Here is a 23,048-nt window from a genome sequence, read left to right as displayed (position 1 = left end):
GCTTCCATCGTTGCCTTGGCACCGCAGCTTTCCGGCTCCGATCGCCCAATCGGGAATCGGAGCCGGAAAAAACCCGCCGGGACAACCATCTGGACTTCGATGAAGACAGCGCCGAATCTTCTTGCAAGACTACGGCGCATGGGAGGAAATGTTGGAAGCCATGCAACCACGAAAGTTCGACCGGCTCGTGCCTGAGACGCCGCTCGACCAGACGGAGCAGAAGCGGCTGCAACGCAATCTTGCGTCTGATCACAAGCTGATGGTTGTTCCTGTCCGCAAGCCGGGCAGATGGATCGCCGCAGCGGCCATGGCGGCGGCGGCGATATGGCTGGCTCATGGAATCGTCACCAATACCAACTTTGGGTGGGACGTGGTCTTCGCGAACGTGTTTGAGCCGATCGTCCTGCAAGGGCTTGGACTGACACTATGGCTGACCGTTGCCGCGATGTGCATCGGAACCGTTTTGAGCGTCATCCTCGCGATCATGCGGATTTCGGAGAACCCTTTTCTCAATGTGCCGGCCGGGCTCTACCTTTGGTTCTTCCGCGGAACGCCGGTCCTTGTGCAGCTCATTTTCTGGTACAATCTCGCCTTCCTGATACCGGAAATCGTTATTGGAATTCCCTTCGGCCCGACCTTCTTCAGAGGTTCGGCCAACGATCTGATCACACCCTATTCTGCCGCCCTGCTCGGCCTCGGCCTCAACGAAGGCGCATACATGGCGGAGATCGTCCGCGCTGGCATCATGTCGGTAGATCAAGGTCAGCAGGAGGCTGCTCGGGCGCTGGGAATGAGGCCAGGACAGATTCTGAGGCGGATCGTTCTCCCGCAGGCAGTACGAGTCATCGTGCCGCCGACGGGCAATGAGACGATCGGGATGCTGAAGATGACGTCGCTGGTGAGCGTCATTGCGCTATCCGATCTTCTCTATTCGGTCCAGACGATCTCATCGCGCACCTTCCAGACCATCCCGCTGCTGCTCGTCGCCTGCGTTTGGTACCTCGCCATAACCTCTGTGATGACCGCGATACAGGGACGGATAGAGAAACGATTTGCTCGGGGAGACCGCACGGCAACGGTATCATGGTCGAGACGGATGTTCGGTGGCTCAGGCATAAGGAATTCGAAATGACAATGCCCATGGTTTCCGCCGTTCAGGTGGGCAAGAGCTTTGGCGCCCTTTCAGTCCTCAAGGGAATTGATTTCGATGTCGAACTCGGAGAGGTCGTATGCCTGATCGGCCCCTCCGGTTCAGGCAAGTCGACCTTGCTCAGATGTATCAATCATTTGGAGAAGATCGATTCCGGGGCGCTCTATGTCGATGGCGACCTGGTGGGATACTGCCGCAGGGGAGATCGACTTTATGAACTTAAGGAAAGGGAAATCTCCGTCAGGCGATCCAATATCGGCATGGTCTTCCAGCGTTTCAATCTGTTCGCCCATATGACTGCGCTGCAGAATGTGATCGAGGCCCCCATCCTGGTTCAAAAGCGCCCACGGAAGGAGGTTGTCGGCGAGGCGATCGCACTCCTCCAACGGGTCGGGCTGGGCAGCAGGCTCGATGCCTATCCGGATCAGCTTTCCGGCGGCCAGCAGCAGCGGGTGGCAATCGCGCGCGCTTTGGCGATGAAGCCCAAGCTCATGCTTTTCGATGAGCCGACGAGTGCACTGGATCCCGAACTCGTCGGCGAGGTGCTCGACGTCATGCGCTCGCTCGCCGCCGACGGCATGACGATGATCGTTGTCACTCACGAAATGCGCTTTGCCGAAGATGTGGCGGACAAGGTCGTATTCATGGACGGCGGGATGGTCATTGAAGAAGGGCCACCAAAGCTGATTTTCGGCAGCCCCCGTCATGAGCGGACACGCGCGTTTCTTTCGCGCATCATCTGAACCTGGCATACGCCAATCCATGGACGCGGACGGCGATTTTTGGCGCCGCCTTCCCGCTTCCGTCGATGGTGACGGCCGCACGAACCTGGAAGGGGCGCATGCCAAAGGTTCGGGAACGCTACGCCGCTTCGACTAGGCCGCCGCCATGGAAGGCAAGCGCCGCCTTGGCCGGCCATGCTGGCCGGCGTGCCCTTCGGCATCCAGTAGCGCCGGGTCCTTTCACTTGAAGGCCATCGCGTGGTCATTGACTGCTCGTTTTTCAGGCATCCTTCGAAATGGCTCAGTCGTTTGCGCAGATGATGGACTTCGCGCAGATGTAGCCCCACGTCAGGTTGGGCCCCAATGTGGTGCCGGCTCCCACCGCCCACGTGCCGAACGGATTAGCCATCGCCACGCCCACGCAATAGAGACCTTCGACCACTCTCCCGTCCGCTCTGAGCACGCGACCGCCGGCGTCGGTTCGAGGTCCGCCCTTGGTTGAGACGATGGTACGGTTGAATGGAATTGCGATGAAGGGAGCCTTTTGGATCGGTGACAGGCGGCTTTTCCCGGGACCCTTCTTCGCCTGGCCCGATGCCATACCCTCACGATGAAATTGTCCATCCACGCCGGACGCACAGGACGCGTTGAAACGCTCGATCGTCCGCGCGAATTCATCGGCGGGCAGTTTGGTTGCTTCGGCAAGCGCCGAGAATGTTTGCGCCTTCTTGGTCCAACCCGGATTGCGCGCTGCAAAGTGCCGCAGGATGGGCGAGTTCTCAAGGAACGCTTGATCGCTGACAAGCCATGCCGGCAGATGAACCGGCTGACCAGTGGAAGGATCGCGTTCATCTATGACTTCCCCCAGGTTGAAGCGGTATTCGTTGACGAAACGTCGGCCATGCCGGTTGACAACAATCGCGTTGGGTTCCTGGTGAAAAAAAGAGCTGACGCCAAAGGGTCGACGTGACCCACTCAGCGGGAAGCCTCCAGTGATGTTCGCTTGATCCATGTGAGCAAGTTCTGCACCGGCCGCAACCGCGATACGAACAGCGTCCCCATCATTTCCCGGCGGACTTGCGATGAAATCGCAGTGCCCGGGAAAATGCTTTTCCCGCAATTCGTTATTCCATTCAAATCCACCGGTAGCCAGGACGACTCCCTTGCGAGCCAGGATGCTCCGTTTCGCGCCCGCCGCCTCGACCACCAGCCCCTTCACGCGTCCCTTTTCAACGATCGGGGCGACCGCGCGGGCTTCGAGCGCTATCCGGCAGCCATGGTGCAGGCAACCTTTGAGCAGCCCCGTGACGAGGGCGGTTCCCATCCCTCTGGCGCCGGTTAGCAATCGCCAGAACAATTGCGGCCACCTTCTGAAGGCGGCTTCGACCGGATGATGGAATGGGTCGAGTTCAAGCATCTCCTGGAAAGTGAATACATGCGGGAGACTTGGGGGCCTCAGAATCCGGGCATAGGGCCCGGCTAGCTTCCGTCTTAGCACCCCGGGCGACAGCATCCGCCCGACATTCACGGCTCCTGCTTTTTCGAGATGAGGATCGCCCTCCGTCATCAGCGAGAAGCGTAGCGGGGTCTCCCTTTCGAGGAAGGCCAGCATGTTCGGGGCCTCATCGACGAAGCTGCGCCAGAGCGCGTCTTCGGTCTCCCTCCAACCGTCGGGAGCCACAGCCCGGATATAGGTCAGGGCGCGCTCCCGGTCGTCCGACAGGCCAGCGGCGGCAGCGTGGTGGTTCGCCGGAATCCAGACGGCCGCTCCGGACATCGCCGTGGTCCCGCCGACGAGACCGGTCCGTTCAAGAATGATGGTGGATAGACCTGCGGCGGAAGTGCGAAGTGCCGCTGCCAGGCCGGCCGAGCCAGATCCCGCGACCAATACGTCGCACGTTTCATCAGGCTCTGCCATCGGCCTGACCCTTAGACCGCGTCTGCCGCTAGGAGCAGCAACGCCGCCACAAGCGAGAAATTGACCAGGATCATGTAAAAGTGTCGGTCGCGTTCCGGCCCGCTATACATAAACATGTTGTGGTAAAGCGGGGTCGCCACCACAAGGAAGGCGATCAGCACAACGACCGCCGGCAATACCCAGTATCCGGCGATCAGCGCCAGGCCCGCCACTGCCTGAGTCGCAAACCCGGCAGCCATTATCGGCGCCGGCAAAAGCCAGCCATAGCTGGTTTTCACCACCGTGACCCGCTGCTTGAAATGCAGAAAGTGCCGCGCGCCGGCGATCAGGAAAAAACCGCCAATGATTACCCGGCCAATCGCCTCAAGAATCGACACTCTCTCGCTCCATGTGCATATGATATTTTTTCTTCTATGCTATAATATCAGTTTTATCAAGCCCAATGCCTGAATCCCCTGATTGATCCGGCCTCTTCTTCGCCGCTTGGCGGTATCCCATCCCATGGGCACGGAGGCCGAGACGGTTCCCTGGACGCCACCCGAGAAGCTCAAGCCCTTGCAAGGATGGGCAAAAACAGCAGAATTGGCAATATGCGCGCCGTAAAGCGGACCGAGTGGGCAGCGCAGATCAAAAATATCATTATTGACGTTTATTGATATGGAAATTGGCTGCTGAAACGTATAGCACTGTCCCAGTTTGATTAACTGCGGAGGATGAGATGAAGTTCAACCACAGCATGGTGCGAGTGCGCGATCTGGATGCTGCTTTGGACTTTTACGTGCACAAGCTCGGGCTTGTCGAAGTGAAGCGCACGGAAAATGAAAAAGGCCGCTACACCTTGGTCTTCCTCTGTGCTCCCAACGATATCGAGATTCTCGGAGGCAGCGCGCCGCAGATCGAGCTCACCTACAATTGGGATATCGAGGACTATGGATCGGCCCGGAATTTCGGGCACCTGGGCCTCGAAGTGGACGACATCTACGCAGTCTGCGAGCGGCTGGTGAAGGGCGGCGTTACGCTGAGCCGACCACCGCGAGATGGTCGCATGGCGTTTGTCCGATCGCCCGACCTCATTTCAATCGAACTGATGCAGCGAGGTACACCGTTGCCGCCGGGGGAGCCTTGGGCCTCAATGCCCAATGCCGGTGCTTGGTGAACCGATCGAGTAAAGGCAACTATGCGCAACCCGGCTGGGCCGATCTGACTTTGGATGCCCTGTCGGGCCGCGCAAGTGCCATGTCCCTTTTCTGTGATGCGCAGGAATACCGGGCCTACCCTACCCATCGGCAGCATCACTTAACTTGAGGCTGGAACTTTCATGCGCAATCGAATCTTTTCCGGGGCCTCGTCCGAAGCCATAGCCGGTTACGCCAAAGCCGTCATCGATGGTAGGATCATCTACGTTTCGGGCACTACTGGACGCGATCCAGTCACAAACGAGTTTCCCGAGGATCCAGCCCAGCAGGCACGAAATGCCCTGTCGTCGATCAACGATACCCTTCGCCAGGCGGGATCGAGCTTGGCCGATGCTGTGGTTAGCCGCGTCTTCGTTACGGACGCCGAGGCGGCATCGGCCGTCGTACCGGTTCTTGGTGAGGTCTTCGGCGACATCAGACCAACAAGCACCTTTCTCATCTGCCAGATTCCTGCTTCCGGTGCCCGGGTCGAGATTGAGATCACCGCGTCCAGATCCGACTCGGTAATCCTGGGGTGAACGGACAATCCCGGAGTTGGACCGCTCTGCTTCCGGGCTGTATGGCTCCCCCTCCTCGCGGCCGCCTTTTTAGTCTTTCCCGGCCGGCCTGCGGATTGGCAGTTGCGCACCTTGAAGCGGCTGAAGCGCCTGCCATCAAGATCGAGACCAAGATCCGGTTAAGCGCGAGTCCGCGACGAGTTGCGGCAAGACGGTCCCTACTGCGAGATAACCTATTCCGCAGTATTCATCCTGCCTTCGGCGAGGTCCAACTTTTTGCGAAGCGCATTGGTGACAAGGCCGAAATGTCAACGGGCGATCGCCGGCCCGCGGCGAGGTCCGAGAGAACCTTTCCGGCCATCGGACCCGGGCCAAAGCCATGACCGCTGAACCCTGTTCCGACAAGCATGCCCGATATGCCTTCAATTGGGCCCAGAACCGGAATGACATCCGGCATTGTGTCGATGATCCCCGCCCAAAAGGTCTCGATCTCCAGAGAGGCCAATGTCGGCAAGAGCCGAGAAAACTCACGACTCGACTGCTCCACGCGAAAGAGTTCCGGACGCGGGTTGTCGCGGCTGGGCGGAAAGTCGGCGACCGGCAAGTGTGTCCGCAACGGAAAAAACCGCTTGATCGGCGCAAGATAATCTATGCGTGCCGCATCGGGATTGGACTTTCGTGTGGCCTCGTACCATCGCATATGCCGCCAGGAATCCAGCCGCAGGTCGTATTCACCTCCGGCGACGGATATCAAATAGGCCCCGTTCAGATCCTGCCGGATGCCGGTATGTTGACCCGAGACGCAGGCCGCTATGCGCGATTCGGGCCTCGCCACCGTTCTTGCGACCGTCGCCCGGACGAACTCCTGAGGCAGATCCAGTCCTGCCTTCCTCAACAGGGCGGCACTCCCGGCTCCCGCGGCGACGATTACCGTGCCCGCGCGGTAAAGCCGACCGCGGATCCGGACACCGGAGATTTTCCCGGCGCCGGTTTCTATGCGAGTGACCGACTCACCGAAAGCGAATGCCGCTCCGGCTCCGAGCGCCGCATCAAAAAAAGCCCGGGTCGCTCGGGCAGGCTCGGCCTTCCCGTCACTGGGCGTGTACATCGCTCCGACCACGCCGCAATCAGTTGCCAGTTGAGGTACCAGCGCGTGGGTTTCCGTTGCCGACAGCATCCGCGTGTCGAGGCCAAACTCTTCGGCCGCCCGCTTTTGCCAGGCACGCCGGGAAACAAGATCAGCCTCGCTGAACGCCAGAGACAGGTTCCCGCCTTGCTGCCATCCCACCCGGCGCCCCAGTTCCGCTTCGATTTCTTTCCACATCGACAGGGCGCCGATCATCAGTGGAAGCTCTCGAAAGTCGCGATTCTGCTGACGGACAAAGCCGAGGTTGCGGCCAGATTGCGCTGATCCCGGTGCGTCTCGCTCCACTAGCAGGACACGCATTCCATTCTTGGCGGCATAATATGCCGCGGAGCATCCGACAACGCCCCCGCCGATAACGATCACGTCCCAGTCGCGTTTGGATATCGATTCCATCATGCCGCCGCGTTGCCGTGTTCCGCAGAGAAAGTCTTATCGCTCCACGCGGGATCATCGAGAACCTTGGCAGGCTTTGCCGCGCGAAGACGTCCCGTCTATCAACAATGACTGGCCGCTCACCGCCAAGCCGTGACCATGATTTCCACGTTAAGAGCAGGATCAGCCAACCGCGACTCCACGCAGGCGCGAACGGGCTTGCCGACATCGGCGACCCATTCTTCCCAAACCGTATTGAATTCGTTGAACGTAGCGCTGTCCGTCAACCAAATCTGCGCGCTGACGAGATTCGCTTTGCTGCTGCCTGCTTCAGCGAGATGATGGTCGATCCTCTGGAGGACCTCTTTTGTCTGCGCGGCCACGGTAGCGCCGCGCGTCTCCACCGCGGTAAGGCCAGCCAGAAAAACGAAGCCACCCGCCTCCACGGCAAGACTCATGCGATTGTTCTCGCTATGTCGAACGATCCCGCTGCTCATTCCAATCCTTCCCGCACCAAGAGATTTATATATTACATTGGAAACTATATGATAGGATAAGTGACGCATAGCCTTTGTCAAGCGGTTAGGATTCGCGGCTTAACAGACCGTCGTTTCCCAACTGGTCTCAGATTTCGCCAATTTCCCGCGAATTGCCGCCGATTCCAGACTCGCTATGATCAAAGCGAACCAAATGACGCTGGACAATCCAGCCGAAATCGTCGTATCAATTGACCTAACATATGATATTACAATGGGGCTGGAATGGCGAACGAACTTCAAAACTCGCAACCCCTCTACGGGCAGATCAAGTCGGCCATTGAAAAGCGCATACGCGGCGACGAATGGCCTGCCGATTTCCGCGTGCCTTCCGAGGAACTGCTCGCCGAGGAATTCGGCGCCTCTTCCCTGACAGTGCGCCGGGCCCTGCGGGAACTTCAGTCAGAAGGCATGCTGGTTCGAATCCAGGGTCGCGGCACTTTCGTCGTCGGCCCCCGGATGCAGTGCGCCATATTCGATCTGCCCGACGTCTCGGAGGAAATCGCCCTCAGTGGCGGCGTGCATACCAGCGAAGTGCTCTTTCTGGGCTTTGTGCCCCCCGAAAGTCCGTTCGCCGGCATGCTGCCCCTGCCCTATGAAGGGCCGGTCTGCCACTCACGCCTGCTTCACAAGGAAGATGGAACGCCCATCCAGATCGAGGATCGCTTCGTCAACCCGGCGGAGGCCCCCGGCTATCTGAAGCAGGACTTCACCCGCATTACGCCTCACGCCTACCTCCTGCGGGAAACCGAAGTCACCTATGTCGACAATACGATCCGGGCCATCCGGGCCGACGAAGAAAGCAGGCGGGCCCTTGAAATCGACGGCAACCAGCCTTGCCTTCTGCTCGATCGCCGCACATGGCGCGAAGGCGTGCCCGTCACCCGCAGCCGCTTCCTCTATCCGGGCGACCGTTACCGGTTGCGCAGTTCACATGAAGCCACACCGAGCCGCGGCGGCACTATGCAACAGCGAAGTGCCCCGGCATCCAGGAGAATCCGATGAGAGACTACATTGCCCGCTTGCGTGAACGCGGCGACCTGCTTGTTGTAGACAAGGAGATCGATCCGTTCCACGAACTGGCGGCTGTCACCCATGTGGCCCAGAAGCGCTGGGGCAAGCCGATCCTTTTCAACAACGTCAAGGGCACACGCTTTCCGGTCGTTACCAACGTCTATGGCTCGCGGGAGCGCCTGGCGGAGGTGATCGGCATCGATTCCACCGATTTCTGTCGTCAGTGGAGCAATCTTGCCAATCTCGGCTCGACAAGCGTTGACGAACCCTTCGTCAGCGTCGAGGACCCGGAACTGACCGAATGCAAGCTGTCTGAACTGCCACTCATCACCTACTCCGATCGCGATGCCGCGCCCTATTTCACCTCGGCCATGTTCATTGCCAAGGATCCCGAAACGGGGGTCGGCAATCTGTCCTATCACCGTTCGATGTATGTGAGCGACAGCGAGTTGCGCTGCCGCCTGGCGCCGCGCCATCACCTCACCATCTATCATGAAAAGGCCGAGAAGATGGGCAAGCCGCTGGAGGCGGCGATGCTGATCGGCGCACCGGCGACATCCTTCCTCACCGCCGCGGCTCCGCTGCCCTATGACGTGGACGAGCTTGAGGTCGCGGCGCGGCTGAAGGGCAGCCCCATCGCCATGCGCAAGTGCAAGTATATCGACCTCGAGGTTCCAGCCGACACCGAGATCGTCATCGAGGGCCGCTTCCTGCCAAACGAACGCCGGCCTGAGGGCCCGTTCGGCGAATTCATGGGTTACTACGTCCCTGAAGGCCCAAATGCGGTGTTCGAGGTTTTGGGGGTCACCGTGCGGCGCGACGCCATGTTCCACAGCATACTGTGCGGTTCGGCCGAGGAGGTGCTGACGCTGGAACTGTCGGTGTCCGCCAACATCTTCCAGCGGTTGAGCGCGGCGCTACCCGGCATTCTCGACGTCACCTGCCAGCCCTTTGTCAATCATGCCGTGATCAAGGTCGACCAGCAGTTCGAGGGGCACGCCCGCCAGGTGATGCTCGCCACCATCGGCGCCGAGCCGATCTGGGCCAAGGTGGTCACCGTCGTCGATGAGGATGTGGACATCTACAGCATGGACGACGTGATGTGGGCGACCCTGACCCGTTGCCGTCCCGACAAGGACATGATCATCATTCCCGATACGCCTTCCTTCTATCGCGACGAAGCCAAGGATCATTGGGGGCGCCTGCTCGTCGACGCCACCAAGCCGTTCCACCGCAAGGCCGAATTCGAACGCAAGAAGATCCGCCTTGCCGACAAGGTCGACCTTGCGGACTGGTTCGAAAACGCGTGAGCGGATCGGCTTCACTCTGGCAGGGCGGCGGGGGCGGGCCACAGCCTCCGCGCATCATCGTCGGCATCAGCGGCGCCTCCGGCGCCGTCTATGGCGTCAGGGCGCTCGACCAGCTCAGGGCCGCTGGCATCGAGACCCATCTGATAGTGACGCGGTCGGCGCATCTGACGCTTTCCCAGGAACTCGGCATGCGTCCTGCGGAGATCGCCGAACGGGCCAGCGTCTTCCACAATGTTCAAAACATCGGCGCCTCGATTTCCAGCGGATCCTTCCGGACGCTCGGCATGCTGATCGCACCTTGCTCCGTCAGGACGATGTCCGAGATCGCCTCCGGCGTCACCTCTAGCCTCATGAGCCGCGCCGCGGACGTCGTGTTGAAGGAACGCCGCAAGCTCGTTCTGATGCTTCGCGAGACTCCGCTGCATCTCGGGCACCTTCGGACAATGACCGCGCTCGCCGAAATGGGGGCGATCCTCATGCCGCCTGTGCCTGCTTTCTACGCCAAGCCGCGCTCGCTCGAAGAGATGGTGGACCACAGCGTCGGCCGCGCGCTCGACCTCTTCGGCATCGACAGCGGCAAGGTGGCGCGGTGGGAGGGAATGAGCGTCGACCGCGAAGCCTGTCCGAAGCCCGCCGACGACGCCTCCTGACCCAGCAGAGTCCTTACCAATGCAACCTGTTATTAACGTCCTGCAAACCGCTGATCGCCCGCACAGCCACCGTCCAGTCCACGGCGCGCATGTTGGCATTATCGTGCTCGACACGGGGTTCGAGCGCCTTCCCGGCGATGTCGCCAATGCCCTGACTTGGCGTTTTCCGGTACAGTATCATGTTGTCACCGGAGTACGCCCACAGGATGTGATCGAAGGCGCTCCCGAAAAGGTCTTGCCGGCTTTTTACGATGCGATAGACCGGTTGACCCAACTGGGCGTGGACGGCATCGCCACCAGTTGCGGGTTCCTGGCGGTGGTGCATCCGCAATTGCGCGCCTACAGCCGGGTGCCGGTAGCCTCATCCAGTCTGATGCAAATCCCGCTCGTGCTGCAGACGTTGCCGGCGGACAAGACTGTCGGCGTCATCGTTTCGGACCGCAAGGCCATTACAGACAAGCATTTCACAAATATCGGGGCTCCTGTCGGCCTTCCGCTCGGCGAACTCGCCTTTGACGGGCCGATCCGCGCCAATATGCGCAACAACGCCTCCCGGGTCTCCTACGCGGCACAGGAACGCGACGCTCTGGAGACCGTGGAGCGCATGCTCGCCGAAACGCCGTCGATAGGCGCCCTGGTCAGCGAATGCGCCAATCTTCCTCCCTATTCGCAGGCAATCGAGAAGGCCTTTGGCGTACCTGTCTACGATGTCGTGTCGCTGGTCGAGTGGCTTCACGCAGGCTTGAGGCCTCGCGGTTTCCACCCGGAAACCTCGTGAAGTGCAGTAGCGATGGAGGTGTTCGACCTGATCGTCGTGGGGGGCGGCCTCGTCGGGGCGGCCCTTGCATGGGGCGCGCAGACTGCCGGAGCCAACGTCGTCCTGCTCGACGAAGGCGACCAGGCCCATCGCGCCGCTCGTGGCAACTTCGGCCTTGTCTGGCTCCAGGGAAAGGGCGTCGGCACCCCACACTATATGCAATGGTCACTGCACGCAGGCCGAATGTGGCCGGGATTTGCCGCAAAGTTGAGCAACGCCGTTTCCTTCGACATCGGGTGGCGGCAACCTGGAGGGCTGCAATTCTGCTTTAGCGAGGCGGAACTAGACAAGCGCCGCGATGTCATCGCCCGCACACGGGCCGATGGCGGCGACATCGACATATCCATCCTCGACCGCGCCGACTTGCGGGCTATGCTGCCCGGTATCGGTGATGACGTGGTTGGCGCTTCGTTTTCCTCGCTCGATGGCCACGTCAATCCTCTGTATCTGCTACGCGCGCTGCAGGGAGGGCTGCAGGACGCCGGCGGCAGCTACCGCCCCGGGTTCCGGGTCGAGAACATCGCCACGGAAAAGGACGGGTTCAAGGCAGTCAGCCGCACTGGCTGCGTTACCGGCAGGCGGATCGCCCTGGCCGCTGGTCTGGGCGCGGCCAACCTCGCCGGGCATGTGGGGCTTTCAATGCCGGTGAAGCCCGAGCGGGGACAGATTGTCGTCACCGAACGGATTAAGCCATTCCTGCCCTATGCCACCAACTGCATCCGGCAATCGGTTGAGGGCACGGTCCTGCTTGGCAGCAGCCATGAAGGTCGAGGTTTCGACGACGGAACAGACGTGATTACCGCGGCCGCGCTTTGCAGGACGGCAGCCCGCGTTTTTCCCGCGCTGGCTGAGGCCACGGTGGTGCGCAGTTGGGGTTCGTTGCGCGTCATGACGCCTGACGGCCTCCCCATTTACGAGGAATCCGCTCGTTTTCCGGGCGCCTTTGCGGTCACCTGCCACAGCGGCGTCACCCTCGCCAGCGTGCATGCGCTGGAAATCGGTCCGGCGCTGGCGAAAGGCCGGCTACCGCAACATCTTTCGAGCTTCACAGGCGGCAGGTTCGATGTTCACCAGAGTTGAGTGTAGTTCCGCACTGCCTCCGGGCGCCAACGTCCTCGACTTTGAGGGCTCCCAGGTTCCCTTCCAGTCTGGCGACAGTGTCGCTGCGGCGCTGCTGGCGGCCGGAGTTTCACTATTGAGAGGAAGCCCTGTCGACGAAAGCCCGCGCGCACCCTATTGCATGATGGGCGTGTGCTTTGAGTGCCTGGTCGAAATCGACGGCAAGCAGAATCAGCAATCCTGCCTGACAAGGGCCCGCCCCGGGATGATCATCAGGCGCCAGCACGGTGCGAGGACGCTCGGATGAACGGCCTTTGGGACGCTATCGTGATCGGAGCCGGACCTGCCGGAATGACGGCTGCCGCAACACTGTCCGAAGGCGGTGCCCGCACACTCGTCATCGACGAACAACCCGCGCCCGGCGGACAGATCTACCGCGCCGTCGAACGCAACACGGACAGTGCGAGACTTTCCGCAGTGCTCGGCTCCGACTATGCGGACGGCGCTGCGCTGACGGCCAGGATGCGCGCCAGCGCCGCGGAGTTGCGTTTCAACACGAGCGCCTGGCGCATCGATGCCGACGGCACGGTCTGGACGAAGGCCGACGGCAAGGTCGAGCAGTTGCAGGCAAAGGCCCTCGTCATTGCCTCGGGCGCGATGGAGCGGCCGGTTCCGGTGCCTGGCTGGACGCTGCCCGGCGTCCTGACGGTCGGCGCCTTGCAGATCATGCTCAAGGATGCGGGGCTTCGCCCTTCCGGGCGCCTCGTGCTGGCCGGCTGCGGTCCTCTCGTCTACCTGTTCGCGGCCCAGTGCCTTGAAGCCGGCGTTTCCGACCTCGTGCTTCTCGACACCGCCAAGCGGACCAATCTCATACCCGCACTGCGGCATTTGCCGAAAGCCGTTTGCGGCCACGGTTTGGGTTACCTTTGGAAAGGCCTGGGATTGATGGCCGCGTTGCACCGACGCGGCGTGAAAATCTATCGCGGCGTTTCCAAGCTGCGCATCGAGGGCGCCGAGCGCGCTGTCGCCGCCAGCTTCCGGACCCGAACGGGCACCATACGCATCGACCTCGATCTGGTTGCCCTGCACGAGGGCGTGATACCGAGCCAGCAGATAGCCCGATCCATCGGCTGTGCCCATCGATGGGATGAAGAGCAACAGTGCTTCCTCCCGATCCTCGACCCGATGCGGGAAACCTCCATTTCGGGCGTCTTCATCGCCGGCGACGGCGGCGGCATCGTGGGCGCGATGGCAAGCGCCCATACCGGCGCGTTGTGCGCGCTTGCGATCCTCAAGGGTCTCGATAAGATTTCCGATACCGAATTGGAAAGCCGAAAGGCCGTCGCGCAGCAGGCCCTTGACGCCCACCTGACGATCAGGCCTTTCCTCGACCGGCTCTATCGTCCGCGCAATGAAGTGCTCGTTCCGGCGGACGACGTGGTCGTATGTCGTTGCGAGGCTATTCGTGCCGGAGCCATTCGCGACATCGTCCGGCGGGGCTGTCTCGGCCCGAACCAGGCCAAGGCGTTCCTGCGTTGCGGCATGGGTCCTTGCCAGGGCCGTATGTGTGGTCCGACGGTCAGCGCCATCGTCGCGCACGAAACCGGCCAGACTCCCGACGCAACGGGATATTACCGTATCCGCCCCCCCCTGAAACCAGTCTCGATCGGCGAACTGGCCACCCAATACGAGGAGGATTGACTTGAACGAACAGTCCTCTCCCGCAGACGCCGCATGGGCATTCCTGATTGACTTCTATGGGCGCGAGGGCGTTTCCGAAGCCTGCCTCGTCCTGCAGGACGAGGCAGGTCTGGACGTGGTGGAAATGCTGATGCTCATCTATGCCGACATAGCTTTGGGCAAGTCCCTTTCAAGCGATGAGATCGCAGCGCTGCGGGCCGCAATGTCAAGCTGGCGTGAAGACGTAGTGCTTCCGCTGCGCGCGCTTCGCCGAACATTGAAGTCGCCACGCGAGGATATCGCCGACAATGCGAAAGAACAGCTGCGCGCCCAGATCAAAAAAGCCGAGTTGACGGCGGAGCGGCTGCAGATCGATTTCGCCGCAAATTGGCTGGAGAATGCGACCGGTGGCGGCCCACCGCCGGTAGCGACCCTGTCGAGGCTGATTGCCGAACGCAGCCACAACGGCATGGTCGAAAAAGCACTGGCGCACATCATAGCGGTGGCGCAGACCGGCCAAGACGCCCCTACACGAGCAGCAGCCGCTCCCTAGACGCCGCGAGCACGCGGTGCCGGGCGTGTGAACTTAGCGCATCGCCCGAGGGCGTTTTGGACGTGATTACGGGCGTGTGGTTGCAGGAGGTTGAATTCCGATGACCATTCCGGCCGACCCGCTCGATCCCGGTGGCATCCGTGGCTTCGGTCGCCGGATGCGGGCCGGCGAGACGACGGCCGTTGCCGCGACTGAGGCCTACTTGGCGCGGATCGCCGCCTACGATCGCCAGCTGCAAACCTATGAACACGTGGCGGCATCAGCCGCGTTGCGAGCCGCCAAACTCGTCGACGAGGCACTCGCCGGCGGCGTTGATTTCGGCCCCTTGATGGGTGTTCCCATCGCGATCAAGGACATCATCGCCGTTGAAGGAATGCCGACAACGGCCGGCTCGGATGTCGATGTCTCGGACCTGATCGGCGGCCCGGGCGGTTTCATGCGCAGCCTTGCCGCCGCCGGCTGCGTCATTATTGGCAAGACCAAGGCCGTCGAGTTCGCGATGAGCGGCACAGGTACCAATTATCGGCGGGGTACACCGCGCAATCCATGGGATGCCGCTGTATTTCGACTGACCGCCGGCTCTTCCAGCGGGTCGGCGGCCGCCGTGGCTGCGGGCCTTTGCGGTTTTGCCATTGGCACCGACACCGGCGGCTCGATCCGCGGCCCGGCTGCGTTCTGCGGCGTGTTCGGTCTGAAGCCGACGGCGAACATCTGGCCGACGGATGGCAGCTTCCCGGTCTCGGCGACGCTCGACACTATCGGCCCGCTAACTCGTTCGGCCGAGGACGCCGCCATCGTTTGGGCCGCTCTTTGCGGCACTCCCGTGCCTCCGGCGGCAACGATCAGAGGAGTAAAGCTCGGCCGACCTCGGGCCCTTTTCGGCGACCTTCTGGACCGTCATGTGGCGGCTCGGCTGGAAGGCGCCTTGTCGACGCTTGCAGCCGCCGGCGTCACGATTGTGGAAATGGACATTCCGGAACTCGCCGAGATCGATCCGCTCTTCCGCACCATCAGCCTAGCCGAAATGGTCACCTCGTTCGGCCGCGAGCGGTTCCACCGCACGAGCGCTTTGATGAACCCAGACATTGCCGCCAGCATCGCCGCCGGGTTCGACATCACGCAGACCTCGTATGCGAGTGCCCGTCGGCGGCAGCAGGAACTTGTCCAGCTCAACACTGCCTGGTTCAACGGAATCGATGCCTGGGTCGGACCGGTGAAATGGAAGCTGCCGCCGGCATTTCCGGGAGATTTTACGTCTCTGTCAGCATCCGCCGCTCTTCTGGACGCCTGCGCCGGCCCTACTCGATCGGCAAATGTCCTCGGCCTCTGCGCGGCGAGCCTGCCGCTCCCCCATGCTCCGTCGACATTGCCTACGGGTTTGCAACTGATCTGTCCTGGCAGAGCAGACGAACTGCTCCTCTCCCTCGCCTGTACGTTCGAATCAGTACTGGGACGCTCGCCCTCCCCCGACCTCTCAGGCTTCGCTCGCTCGTGACCGGCTGTTCTTGCCCGCTTTTTTTGGGCTCGTTCAAAATATCGGGTGGGGACAGTAAATCAGGGTATGATTACCGGGTCTATATGTTGCTCCCGCCAGGTTGTTGCGGTCCAAAAGATCTTTGGCCTTTGACCTGACCCTGCAGGCATCCGAGCCCCCCGGCACAACGCCGTCGGGCTCTTCTTCTCGGGCGGCAGCGCAAAGTCCGCTCGGCGTGCACACCATATGTGTCTCAGCTCGGCCCTTTTTTACTTTGCGTTGGATTCAAGGTGAAATTAGGGGACGCAAGCGAGAGGTCGGCTTTCGGCATCAAGCGGGCTAAGCAGTCATTCAACTCCTGGCCTCAAGCAGCTCATGCACGCTCCACTTGACGGTGCGTGCCGCCCCAGCCGATGTCGGGTTTATCTATGTCGACGGCGAGACATGCCTTTGACCACGCTTATTGGGGGCGCCGACTGGCGAGCCGCTTCGCCATCATTAGCGATGGAACGGAAAAGAAACCATTCTGCATAAGACTGCTGCTTTTCGACGCACCTTTTCGAAACGTCGGAACGAGCGCTTTTCGCGCAGGCCTCGATGCCCCCATAGGTGAACCGGTTCCATGACGAGTCTGACAATACGCCACCGCATCCTCGTCAGTTTCGCTGCCGTTCTGGTGGTTATGTCCGTGATCGCCGTTATCGCGTACGCCTGGTTTCTTCAGGCGGAGCGGGAGGCAACTGAGGTCGAGAAGGGCATCCTTCCAGACCTCTATCACAGCACCGAGATCATGATGGGGCAGATGAAGGCACATAGCCTGCTTCAGGAATATGCCCTCCAGGACAACCCGTCGGATAAAAGCACGCTTGAAAGCACGATCGCGACCAATCGCGACCAAGTGCGGCGGTTGATGGACGAGTATGAAGCAACGATCGTCTCCGACATCGACAAGCAGAATTACGCAGTCGTCAAAGAACTCGCCAACCAATTTCGGCTGGCGGAAACTGCTGTGCTGGACACGAGCCGAGCTGCCTTGTCGAAAGGTGAAACTCCCAATGAAAGCCCGGTCATCAAGAACACGGTAGAGCCGATCTTTGTGAAATTGCAGTCCGCTCTGCAAGCCATGCTCGAGGATCACAGAGGCGAGGCAAACAGCGCGACGCAGCGAATCAGCTCAATCGTTAGCACGGCGGAAGTCGGTTTGAGCGTGGGCTTGTTGATAGCCCTCGGACTAGCCCTTCTTTTGGGTTACCAGCTGTTCCGCGCTATCACAGCTCCGCTCACACGTTTGGTCGACGCAGTTCAAATGATACGGCAAGGCGACTTCAGCGAACGCCTCGATCTGAGGCGCCGGGACGAATTCAGCGTGCTTGCCGACGGCTTCAACGCAATGGCAGACGATCTCACAACTCTCATTGGTCAGGTACAAAGGTCCAGCATACAGGTCGGCACGTCGATAACTGAGATTGCTGCAACCTCCAAGCAGCAGCAGGCAACAGCGACTGAAATCGCCGCGACCACAACTGAGATCCGCGCGACAGCCAAGGAAATTTCCGCCACTTCAAACGAGCTGGTTCGCACGATGAACGAGGTCTCGACAGTTGCCGAGCAAACGGCGGCCGTCGCCGGCGGAGGGCAAGAGGGGCTGACCCGTATGGAAGGAACCATGCAGCAGGTCATGGACGCGGCGGGTGCGATCAATTCCAAACTCGCGATCCTGAGCGAGAAAGCTGGCAGCATCAATCAGGTGGTGACGACCATCACCAAAGTGGCCGATCAGACGAACCTGTTGTCGCTCAACGCTTCCATCGAGGCTGAGAAGGCCGGGCAATATGGCCGGGGCTTTGCAGTGGTGGCGACAGAGATCCGAAGGCTTGCGGACCAGACGGCCGTCTCCACTTACGATATCGAGCAGATGGTCAAAGACATCCAGTCGGCAGTCGCTGCCGGTGTGATGGGCATGGACAAGTTTTCCGAGCAGGTCCGCCGGGGCATGCACGAAATCCAGCAGGTCGGCGGGCAACTCTTCGACATCATCCAGCAGGTCCAGGGGTTGGTGCCACGTTTCGAAGTCGCCAATGAAGGCATGCAAGCACAAGCGATCGGCGCGGGACAGATAAGCGACACGCTAACCCAGCTAAGCGAGGCAGCTCAGCAAACAGTCGAGTCCCTTCAGCAATCGACGCTCGCGATCGACGAGCTCAATCAAGTCTCAGGTAGCATGCGAAGCAGCATTTCAAGGTTCAAGCTGAGAGCATAGCGGGCCGGCAGTAGGAGGTGATAATGCTATTCCTCGCCTTCAGTATGGGTTCGGATCGCTACTTGATCGATGTCCACCAAATTGAAGAGGTGCTGCCCTATATCGATGTCAAAGTTCTGCCGGGTGCGCCAACCGGTGTGGTCGGTCTGGTCAGTTATAACGGAATACCCATCCCTCTCATCGATGTTACTCTTCTTGCGCTTGGCCGGCCATCGGAGCGCCTATTGAGCACCCGGATCGTTGTTACGCGCTACCCGGCGCGAGATGGCGAGCAACGCCTGCTTGGGTTGGTCGCGGAACGGGTGACGGATACGGTCGAGCGAGACCCTGCCGACTTCGCGCCGTTCGGCCTCGAGCCAGAAACGCCGTCTTATCTTGGTCCGGTGGCTTCGGATGGCACGGAGATCATTCAGTGGGTCAAAGCGGAAGCGCTGCTTTCGGAAGAGATTCGTACCGCATTGCTCCGCCAGGCCGCGATGAGTGTTTAATGACCGGCGCAATAGAAAAGCTCCTGATGGAAACCATTGGACTGGACAGTGCCAGCGTTGGCCCGACAGTGGTCCGTCAGGCGGTCAGAGACCGGATGGCAGCGTGCCGGATTGCCAATCCTCAGGCCTATAGGGAACACTTGACCGGTTCCCCGCAGGAGCTGCAGGAGCTGATCAATGCGGTGGTGATCCCGGAGACTTGGTTCTTTCGCGACCGAGAAGCGTTCACGATGTTGGCGCGGCATGCGCGCGTGCACAAGCGTGCTCAGCCGACAAAAGTCTTGAGCCTGCCATGTTCAACCGGTGAAGAGGCCTATTCGGTCGCAATGGCCATGTTCGATGCCGGCTTTGAAGCGCACGAGTTCAACATCGATGCGGTGGACGTCAGTACCCGCAATATCGCGTTGGCTGAACGTGCCGTCTACGGGCGCAATTCCTTTCGCGGCAGCTATCTCGAATTCAGGGACCGCTATTTCGAAGCGGTCGAGGGTGGGTTGCGGCCCAGTGCTGCGGTGCTGAAACAGGTTCGCTTCAGGGTCGGCAACCTATTCGGTACTCGCGCAATTTTTGGGCAAGAGGTCTATGACATCCTACTCTGTCGGAATTTGCTGATCTATTTCAATCGCGAACTGCAGGATCGCGCATTGACCCGCCTGAAAGATCTCTTGGCCACGGACGGACTTCTTCTGGTCGGTCCCGCGGAAGCAGCACTTCCAAGGCTGCATGGCTTTATTTCCGCTGAATGGCCCTTGGCCTTTGCCTTCCTGGAATCGGAGCCCATCAAGGCCGCGGCGCCGACAACTGCTATCCCGGTGCGGACATCAACCCCGAAGCTCAACAAGAGCAAGCCCGTTCTTCCGCCACGACTGACCGTCGGCAAGGAAAACAGTGCGCCGGCCCTGGCCAAGCCCGTTGATCAGGTCTCGGAAAGCCTAGTCGCGGTTGAACGGATCGCCAATGCGGGTCGGGTAAAGGAGGCACAGGAGGTCGCCCTCGCCCATCTCGAGAAATTCGGTCCTTCCGCGCAAATCTTCTATCTGCTGGGCCTCGTTCAGGATGCGGATGGCGCTGCATCCAAGGCCGCGCAAAGCTATCGCAAGGCACTCTATCTCGCGCCAAATCATCGAGAGGCTCTGGTCCACCTGGCTTTGCTGCTTCGCAAGCAAGGCGACCACAGCGGCGCCGAGGCGCTGGCCGGAAGGCTGGTCCGGGTCCAGAAAAGGAGCGGCACCTGATGCCGGCTTCGACAAGGATCGCTCTGCCAGTGGAGCAGATTGAAATCGACGACTGCTGGCGGCGGATAGGCGTTCGGGGTGACAAGTCCTGTCCCCAACTGGAGCAGCATCTCCACTGCCGGAATTGCCCGACCTATAGGAAGATTGCACGGCGCCTCCTTGATCGTGCGGCGCCCTCGGCATATCGCGGCGAATGGCCTGATGACGCTGGTCGTGCAGCGGTCGTTTCAACGGACGATGAAGCGCTGCAGACGGCCGTTCTCTTCCGGTTGGGGAACGAATGGCTGGCGCTTCCAGCTGGCATTTTTCATGAAGTGGCTGAATCCCGTCCCGTTCATTCCCTTCCACACCGCAGGAATAGTGCAGTGCTCGGCATCGCCAATGTCCGGGGCGAATTGCTGATTTGCCTGTCGCTCGCTGAATTGCTCGGGATCGACGAACCCAAGGAGGAGGAACAAGGCAGACGAGCCAAGATATTTCGCCGCCTCGTCGTGGTGGGCGAGCGGGACAAGCGGGTTGCTTTCACGGTTGATGAGGTCCACGGCTTACATCGCTACCGGGCACGCGACACTCTCGCTGTGCCCGCTACGATCGGCAAGACTCTGTCGGCGGCTACTGTTGCCGTTTTGCCCTGGCGTGAACGGGCTGTTGGCTGTCTCGACCCGGGACAACTGCTCACGATGATGGATCGGAGCATGGCATGACAGATGAGGACTTCAGTCAGGTTTCGATGTTGAGCCTTTTCCAGGCCGAACTGGAGACGCAATCACAGGCTTTGACCTCCGGCCTTCTAGCGCTCGAACGCGATCCTGTCGCCACCGACGCCCTGGAAGAATGCATGCGGGCCGCGCATTCGCTGAAAGGAGCAGCCCGCATTATCGATCTGACGCCCGCCGTCAAAGTTGCAAATGCAATGGAAGATTGCTTGGTCGCCGCGCAACGTGGGCATCTGAGGGTACGCAAGGAGCATATAGATGCGCTTCTGCAAGGCTCTGACCTTCTGAAATTGATCGCATCGGGATCATCGAACGAGAGCGTCAACCCGGAAGTCGAAAGCTTTCTGGCGAAGTTCGAGGAACTGTCCCTCCCCGAGCCCGCACCCCAAGATTCGGCAGCTGATTTCGCAACCCCAGAGCATAGCCGAAAGGAGCCGGCGGCAACCTCGTCAGCGAACCCCCTTGTCGAGCCGAAAGCTCAAGCCCGAGGGAGCATCGGCTCAGATAGAATGGTTCGGGTGACGGCAGAAAGCCTGAACCGATTGCTCGGTTTGGCCGGCGAGTCGCTGATGGAAGCTCGGCGGCTCAGGCCATTCGCTGACGGGCTGCTGCGGCTGAAGCGCCTTCAATCAGACATCGCAAGTGCGTTCGACAATCTCGATGCAGTGCTGCTGCCGGTCGCAAAAGATGCGGCTGTGGTGGAGGCGCTGGTTGAAACGCAGCGAAAGCTTCGGTTGAGCCAAGCCTTCTTGGCGGAGCGTCTCGATGAGTTGGATTCAGTCGATCGGAAAGCCACCGATCTTGCCAACCGATTGTACGAGGAGACGTTGGCGAGCCGGATGCGACCTTTTGAAGACGGGGTGAGACACTACGCAAGAACGGTCCGCGACCTCGGTCGTACACTTGGCAAGCAGGTGCGACTGGAGATCGTAGGCGGCTCGACCGGCATCGACCGCGATATCCTCGAGCAGCTGGATGCCCCCTTGGGGCATCTTCTGCGCAACGCGGTAGACCATGGGCTTGAACCGCCTGATGAGCGCCTCGCAACCGGCAAACCCGAAGAGGGACTCATCAGGCTCGAAGCGAGGCACAATGCCGGACTGCTGCAAATAGCCGTGGTGGACGACGGCAGAGGGATCGAGCTCTCGAAGCTGCGCGAGACTGTCGTCGCCCGGCAGTTTGCAACCAGGGAAAGCGCCGACGCGCTCAGCGAAACGGAATTGCTGGCATTCCTTTTTCTGCCCGGCTTTTCGATGAAAGTTGGCCTGTCCGACGTCTCCGGCCGTGGCGTGGGACTCGACGCAGTGCAGGCGATGACGAAGGAGGTCCGCGGAATCACGAGCGTCTCCTCGGAATTTGGTCGAGGAACCCGGTTTCAACTGCAACTGCCGCTGACGTTGTCAGTCCTGCGCACCTTACTCGTCGAAGTCGATGGGGAGCCCTATGCGTTTCCACTCGCTGCCATCTCCAAGACAATGAAATTGCAGCGGGTGGAGATCAACCTCCTGCAGGGCCGCCCGCATTTTCGCTTGAACGATCGACAGATCGGGTTGGTGACAGCGCGCGAGGTGCTGGATCGAGGAGAGTCTGCGTCCGAAGCAGAGGAACTCTCGGTCGTCGTGGTGGAAACGGGTCGGGGGGACGCCTACGGCGTAATCGTCGACCGTTTTCTCGGGGAACGCGAACTGGTGATCAGACCTCTCGATTCCCGGTTTGCCAAGATCAAGGACATCAGCGCAGCGGCCCTGATGGAGGACGGTTCGCCTGTTCTGATCTTCGACGTCGATGATCTGGTTCGATCGGTGGAAAAGCTTGCGTCGTCCAGCGGATTTCGAGCCCTTCGGCGAGCCGCGGGCGGTCCCGGACCGAGCAGACGCAAGCGCGTGCTGGTGATTGACGATTCACTCACGGTTCGCGAACTCCAGCGCAAGATGCTGGGCAATCACGGTTATGACGTCGAAGTGGCAGTCGACGGTATGGACGGGTGGAATGCCGTCCGATCTGGTCCTTTTGATCTCGTCGTCACTGACATAGACATGCCGCGCATGGATGGTATCGAACTGGTGAGCCTGATCAGAAAGGACGTCCATCTCAGGAACACACCCATCATGATCGTTTCATACAAGGATCGGGAAGAAGACCGCTCGCGCGGGCTTGACGCCGGTGCCGACTATTATCTGACCAAGAGTACCTTTCAGGACGAGGCGCTGATCCATGCCGTCGTGGACATGATCGGCGAGGCGACTGAATGAGA

General features: G+C 60.5%; 22 protein-coding genes. 18 read left to right on the top strand and 4 right to left on the bottom strand.

The genetic code is table 11. The features are described from left to right. Window positions 1-121: 121 nt before the first annotated feature. Both FJ946_RS15815 and FJ946_RS15810 read left to right on the top strand, forming a co-directional pair. On the top strand, window positions 122-1,132 hold the full coding sequence (locus FJ946_RS15815; protein WP_224619924.1) for an amino acid ABC transporter permease: 1,011 nt from the start codon (window positions 122-124) through the stop codon (window positions 1,130-1,132). Then, a complete protein-coding gene (locus FJ946_RS15810; protein WP_140560690.1) occupies window positions 1,129-1,893 on the top strand; it encodes an amino acid ABC transporter ATP-binding protein in 765 nt (254 codons plus the stop codon). Before FJ946_RS15815 ends, FJ946_RS15810 begins: the two co-directional genes overlap by 4 nt. A 280-nt stretch (window positions 1,894-2,173) precedes the next feature. Here FJ946_RS15810 and FJ946_RS15805 read toward each other — a convergent pair whose 3' ends face one another. After that, window positions 2,174-3,790, bottom strand: coding sequence for an FAD-dependent oxidoreductase (locus tag FJ946_RS15805; RefSeq protein ID WP_140567935.1), 1,617 nt, complete (start codon window positions 3,788-3,790; stop codon window positions 2,174-2,176). Between the two features lie 11 nt (window positions 3,791-3,801). Then, window positions 3,802-4,167, bottom strand: a complete 366-nt coding sequence (locus FJ946_RS15800) for a DoxX family membrane protein (protein ID WP_181167694.1) — start codon at window positions 4,165-4,167, stop codon at window positions 3,802-3,804. Window positions 4,168-4,508: 341 nt separating this feature from the next. On the opposite strand from FJ946_RS15800, the gene FJ946_RS15795 reads away from it, so the two are divergent. Together FJ946_RS15795 and FJ946_RS15790 are read left to right on the top strand one after the other, a co-directional pair. Beyond that, entirely contained in the window at window positions 4,509-4,946 is a 438-nt protein-coding gene (locus FJ946_RS15795) for a VOC family protein (RefSeq protein ID WP_140560687.1), read from the top strand. Between the two features lie 162 nt (window positions 4,947-5,108). Further along, the gene (locus FJ946_RS15790) at window positions 5,109-5,504 is read left to right on the top strand and encodes a Rid family hydrolase (RefSeq protein WP_140567930.1); all 396 of its coding nucleotides are present in this window, start codon (window positions 5,109-5,111) and stop codon (window positions 5,502-5,504) included. 226 nt (window positions 5,505-5,730) lie between these two features. Here the strand turns inward: FJ946_RS15790 and FJ946_RS15785 are convergent, their stop codons facing one another. After that, a complete protein-coding gene (locus FJ946_RS15785; protein WP_140567927.1) occupies window positions 5,731-7,026 on the bottom strand; it encodes an FAD-binding oxidoreductase in 1,296 nt (431 codons plus the stop codon). A 116-nt stretch (window positions 7,027-7,142) separates the two neighbouring features. Beyond that, entirely contained in the window at window positions 7,143-7,499 is a 357-nt protein-coding gene (locus FJ946_RS15780) for a RidA family protein (RefSeq protein WP_246673080.1), read from the bottom strand. 264 nt (window positions 7,500-7,763) lie between these two features. Here FJ946_RS15780 and FJ946_RS15775 point away from each other — a divergent pair, with 264 nt between their 5' ends. The 14 genes from FJ946_RS15775 to FJ946_RS15710 all read left to right on the top strand — a co-directional run bounded on the left by FJ946_RS15775 (window position 7,764) and on the right by FJ946_RS15710 (window position 23,046). Then, a complete protein-coding gene (locus FJ946_RS15775; protein ID WP_140560684.1) occupies window positions 7,764-8,543 on the top strand; it encodes a UTRA domain-containing protein in 780 nt (259 codons plus the stop codon). Continuing rightward, on the top strand, window positions 8,540-9,862 hold the full coding sequence (locus FJ946_RS15770; protein ID WP_140567924.1) for a UbiD family decarboxylase: 1,323 nt from the start codon (window positions 8,540-8,542) through the stop codon (window positions 9,860-9,862). The genes FJ946_RS15775 and FJ946_RS15770 overlap by 4 nt, the downstream gene beginning before the upstream one ends. Next, window positions 9,859-10,512 carry a UbiX family flavin prenyltransferase gene (locus FJ946_RS15765; RefSeq protein ID WP_140567921.1) on the top strand — a complete coding sequence of 218 codons (654 nt, stop codon included), beginning with the start codon at window positions 9,859-9,861 and terminating at the stop codon, window positions 10,510-10,512. Before FJ946_RS15770 ends, FJ946_RS15765 begins: the two co-directional genes overlap by 4 nt. A gap of 19 nt (window positions 10,513-10,531) precedes the next feature. Then, window positions 10,532-11,290, top strand: a complete 759-nt coding sequence (locus FJ946_RS15760) for an aspartate/glutamate racemase family protein (protein WP_140567918.1) — start codon at window positions 10,532-10,534, stop codon at window positions 11,288-11,290. A gap of 12 nt (window positions 11,291-11,302) precedes the next feature. Further along, the gene (locus FJ946_RS15755) at window positions 11,303-12,409 is read left to right on the top strand and encodes an FAD-dependent oxidoreductase (RefSeq protein WP_140560680.1); all 1,107 of its coding nucleotides are present in this window, start codon (window positions 11,303-11,305) and stop codon (window positions 12,407-12,409) included. Next, window positions 12,315-12,695: a (2Fe-2S)-binding protein gene (locus tag FJ946_RS15750; protein ID WP_348640512.1), complete on the top strand. Its 381-nt coding sequence runs from the start codon at window positions 12,315-12,317 to the stop codon at window positions 12,693-12,695. The genes FJ946_RS15755 and FJ946_RS15750 overlap by 95 nt, the downstream gene beginning before the upstream one ends. Then, window positions 12,692-14,089 (top strand): NAD(P)/FAD-dependent oxidoreductase, encoded by a 1,398-nt coding sequence (locus FJ946_RS15745; protein WP_140560678.1) that lies wholly within the window; start codon window positions 12,692-12,694, stop codon window positions 14,087-14,089. The genes FJ946_RS15750 and FJ946_RS15745 overlap by 4 nt, the downstream gene beginning before the upstream one ends. Window position 14,090: 1 nt before the next feature. After that, complete coding sequence (locus FJ946_RS15740) at window positions 14,091-14,621, top strand: TIGR02444 family protein (RefSeq protein WP_181167695.1); 531 nt, start codon at window positions 14,091-14,093, stop codon at window positions 14,619-14,621. A gap of 100 nt (window positions 14,622-14,721) precedes the next feature. Then, window positions 14,722-16,116, top strand: coding sequence for an amidase (locus FJ946_RS15735; RefSeq protein WP_140560676.1), 1,395 nt, complete (start codon window positions 14,722-14,724; stop codon window positions 16,114-16,116). 601 nt (window positions 16,117-16,717) lie between these two features. Then, entirely contained in the window at window positions 16,718-18,355 is a 1,638-nt protein-coding gene (locus FJ946_RS15730; RefSeq protein WP_140525724.1) for a methyl-accepting chemotaxis protein, read from the top strand. 23 nt (window positions 18,356-18,378) lie between these two features. Next, window positions 18,379-18,843 carry a chemotaxis protein CheW gene (locus FJ946_RS15725; protein WP_140500722.1) on the top strand — a complete coding sequence of 155 codons (465 nt, stop codon included), beginning with the start codon at window positions 18,379-18,381 and terminating at the stop codon, window positions 18,841-18,843. Then, entirely contained in the window at window positions 18,843-20,078 is a 1,236-nt protein-coding gene (locus FJ946_RS15720) for a protein-glutamate O-methyltransferase CheR (protein WP_140500723.1), read from the top strand. The genes FJ946_RS15725 and FJ946_RS15720 overlap by 1 nt, the downstream gene beginning before the upstream one ends. Then, window positions 20,078-20,782 (top strand): chemotaxis protein CheW, encoded by a 705-nt coding sequence (locus tag FJ946_RS15715; RefSeq protein ID WP_140567913.1) that lies wholly within the window; start codon window positions 20,078-20,080, stop codon window positions 20,780-20,782. Before FJ946_RS15720 ends, FJ946_RS15715 begins: the two co-directional genes overlap by 1 nt. Beyond that, window positions 20,779-23,046 carry a hybrid sensor histidine kinase/response regulator gene (locus FJ946_RS15710; protein ID WP_140567910.1) on the top strand — a complete coding sequence of 756 codons (2,268 nt, stop codon included), beginning with the start codon at window positions 20,779-20,781 and terminating at the stop codon, window positions 23,044-23,046. Before FJ946_RS15715 ends, FJ946_RS15710 begins: the two co-directional genes overlap by 4 nt. Window positions 23,047-23,048 lie beyond the last annotated feature (2 nt).

It is taken from the genome of Mesorhizobium sp. B2-4-7 (genome assembly GCF_006442685.1).
Lineage (GTDB): Bacteria > Pseudomonadota > Alphaproteobacteria > Rhizobiales > Rhizobiaceae > Mesorhizobium.
The sequence above is the reverse complement of the archived record's forward strand: the minus strand, read 5'-3'. Positions and strand labels throughout refer to the sequence as shown.

Excerpts from the sequence above, each read along its gene's own strand:
- FJ946_RS15810 (WP_140560690.1), top strand. The coding sequence starts at position 1,129 with ATGACAATGCCCATGGTTTCCGCCGTTCAGGTGGGCAAGAGCTTTGGC.
- FJ946_RS15805 (WP_140567935.1), bottom strand. The coding sequence starts at position 3,790 with ATGGCAGAGCCTGATGAAACGTGCGACGTATTGGTCGCGGGATCTGGC.
- FJ946_RS15795 (WP_140560687.1), top strand. The coding sequence starts at position 4,509 with ATGAAGTTCAACCACAGCATGGTGCGAGTGCGCGATCTGGATGCTGCT.
- FJ946_RS15790 (WP_140567930.1), top strand. The coding sequence starts at position 5,109 with ATGCGCAATCGAATCTTTTCCGGGGCCTCGTCCGAAGCCATAGCCGGT.
- FJ946_RS15785 (WP_140567927.1), bottom strand. The coding sequence starts at position 7,026 with ATGATGGAATCGATATCCAAACGCGACTGGGACGTGATCGTTATCGGC.
- FJ946_RS15780 (WP_246673080.1), bottom strand. The coding sequence starts at position 7,499 with ATGAGCAGCGGGATCGTTCGACATAGCGAGAACAATCGCATGAGTCTT.
- FJ946_RS15775 (WP_140560684.1), top strand. The coding sequence starts at position 7,764 with ATGGCGAACGAACTTCAAAACTCGCAACCCCTCTACGGGCAGATCAAG.
- FJ946_RS15770 (WP_140567924.1), top strand. The coding sequence starts at position 8,540 with ATGAGAGACTACATTGCCCGCTTGCGTGAACGCGGCGACCTGCTTGTT.
- FJ946_RS15760 (WP_140567918.1), top strand. The coding sequence starts at position 10,532 with ATGCAACCTGTTATTAACGTCCTGCAAACCGCTGATCGCCCGCACAGC.
- FJ946_RS15755 (WP_140560680.1), top strand. The coding sequence starts at position 11,303 with ATGGAGGTGTTCGACCTGATCGTCGTGGGGGGCGGCCTCGTCGGGGCG.
- FJ946_RS15750 (WP_348640512.1), top strand. The coding sequence starts at position 12,315 with ATGCGCTGGAAATCGGTCCGGCGCTGGCGAAAGGCCGGCTACCGCAAC.
- FJ946_RS15745 (WP_140560678.1), top strand. The coding sequence starts at position 12,692 with ATGAACGGCCTTTGGGACGCTATCGTGATCGGAGCCGGACCTGCCGGA.
- FJ946_RS15735 (WP_140560676.1), top strand. The coding sequence starts at position 14,722 with ATGACCATTCCGGCCGACCCGCTCGATCCCGGTGGCATCCGTGGCTTC.
- FJ946_RS15730 (WP_140525724.1), top strand. The coding sequence starts at position 16,718 with ATGACGAGTCTGACAATACGCCACCGCATCCTCGTCAGTTTCGCTGCC.
- FJ946_RS15725 (WP_140500722.1), top strand. The coding sequence starts at position 18,379 with ATGCTATTCCTCGCCTTCAGTATGGGTTCGGATCGCTACTTGATCGAT.
- FJ946_RS15720 (WP_140500723.1), top strand. The coding sequence starts at position 18,843 with ATGACCGGCGCAATAGAAAAGCTCCTGATGGAAACCATTGGACTGGAC.
- FJ946_RS15715 (WP_140567913.1), top strand. The coding sequence starts at position 20,078 with ATGCCGGCTTCGACAAGGATCGCTCTGCCAGTGGAGCAGATTGAAATC.
- FJ946_RS15710 (WP_140567910.1), top strand. The coding sequence starts at position 20,779 with ATGACAGATGAGGACTTCAGTCAGGTTTCGATGTTGAGCCTTTTCCAG.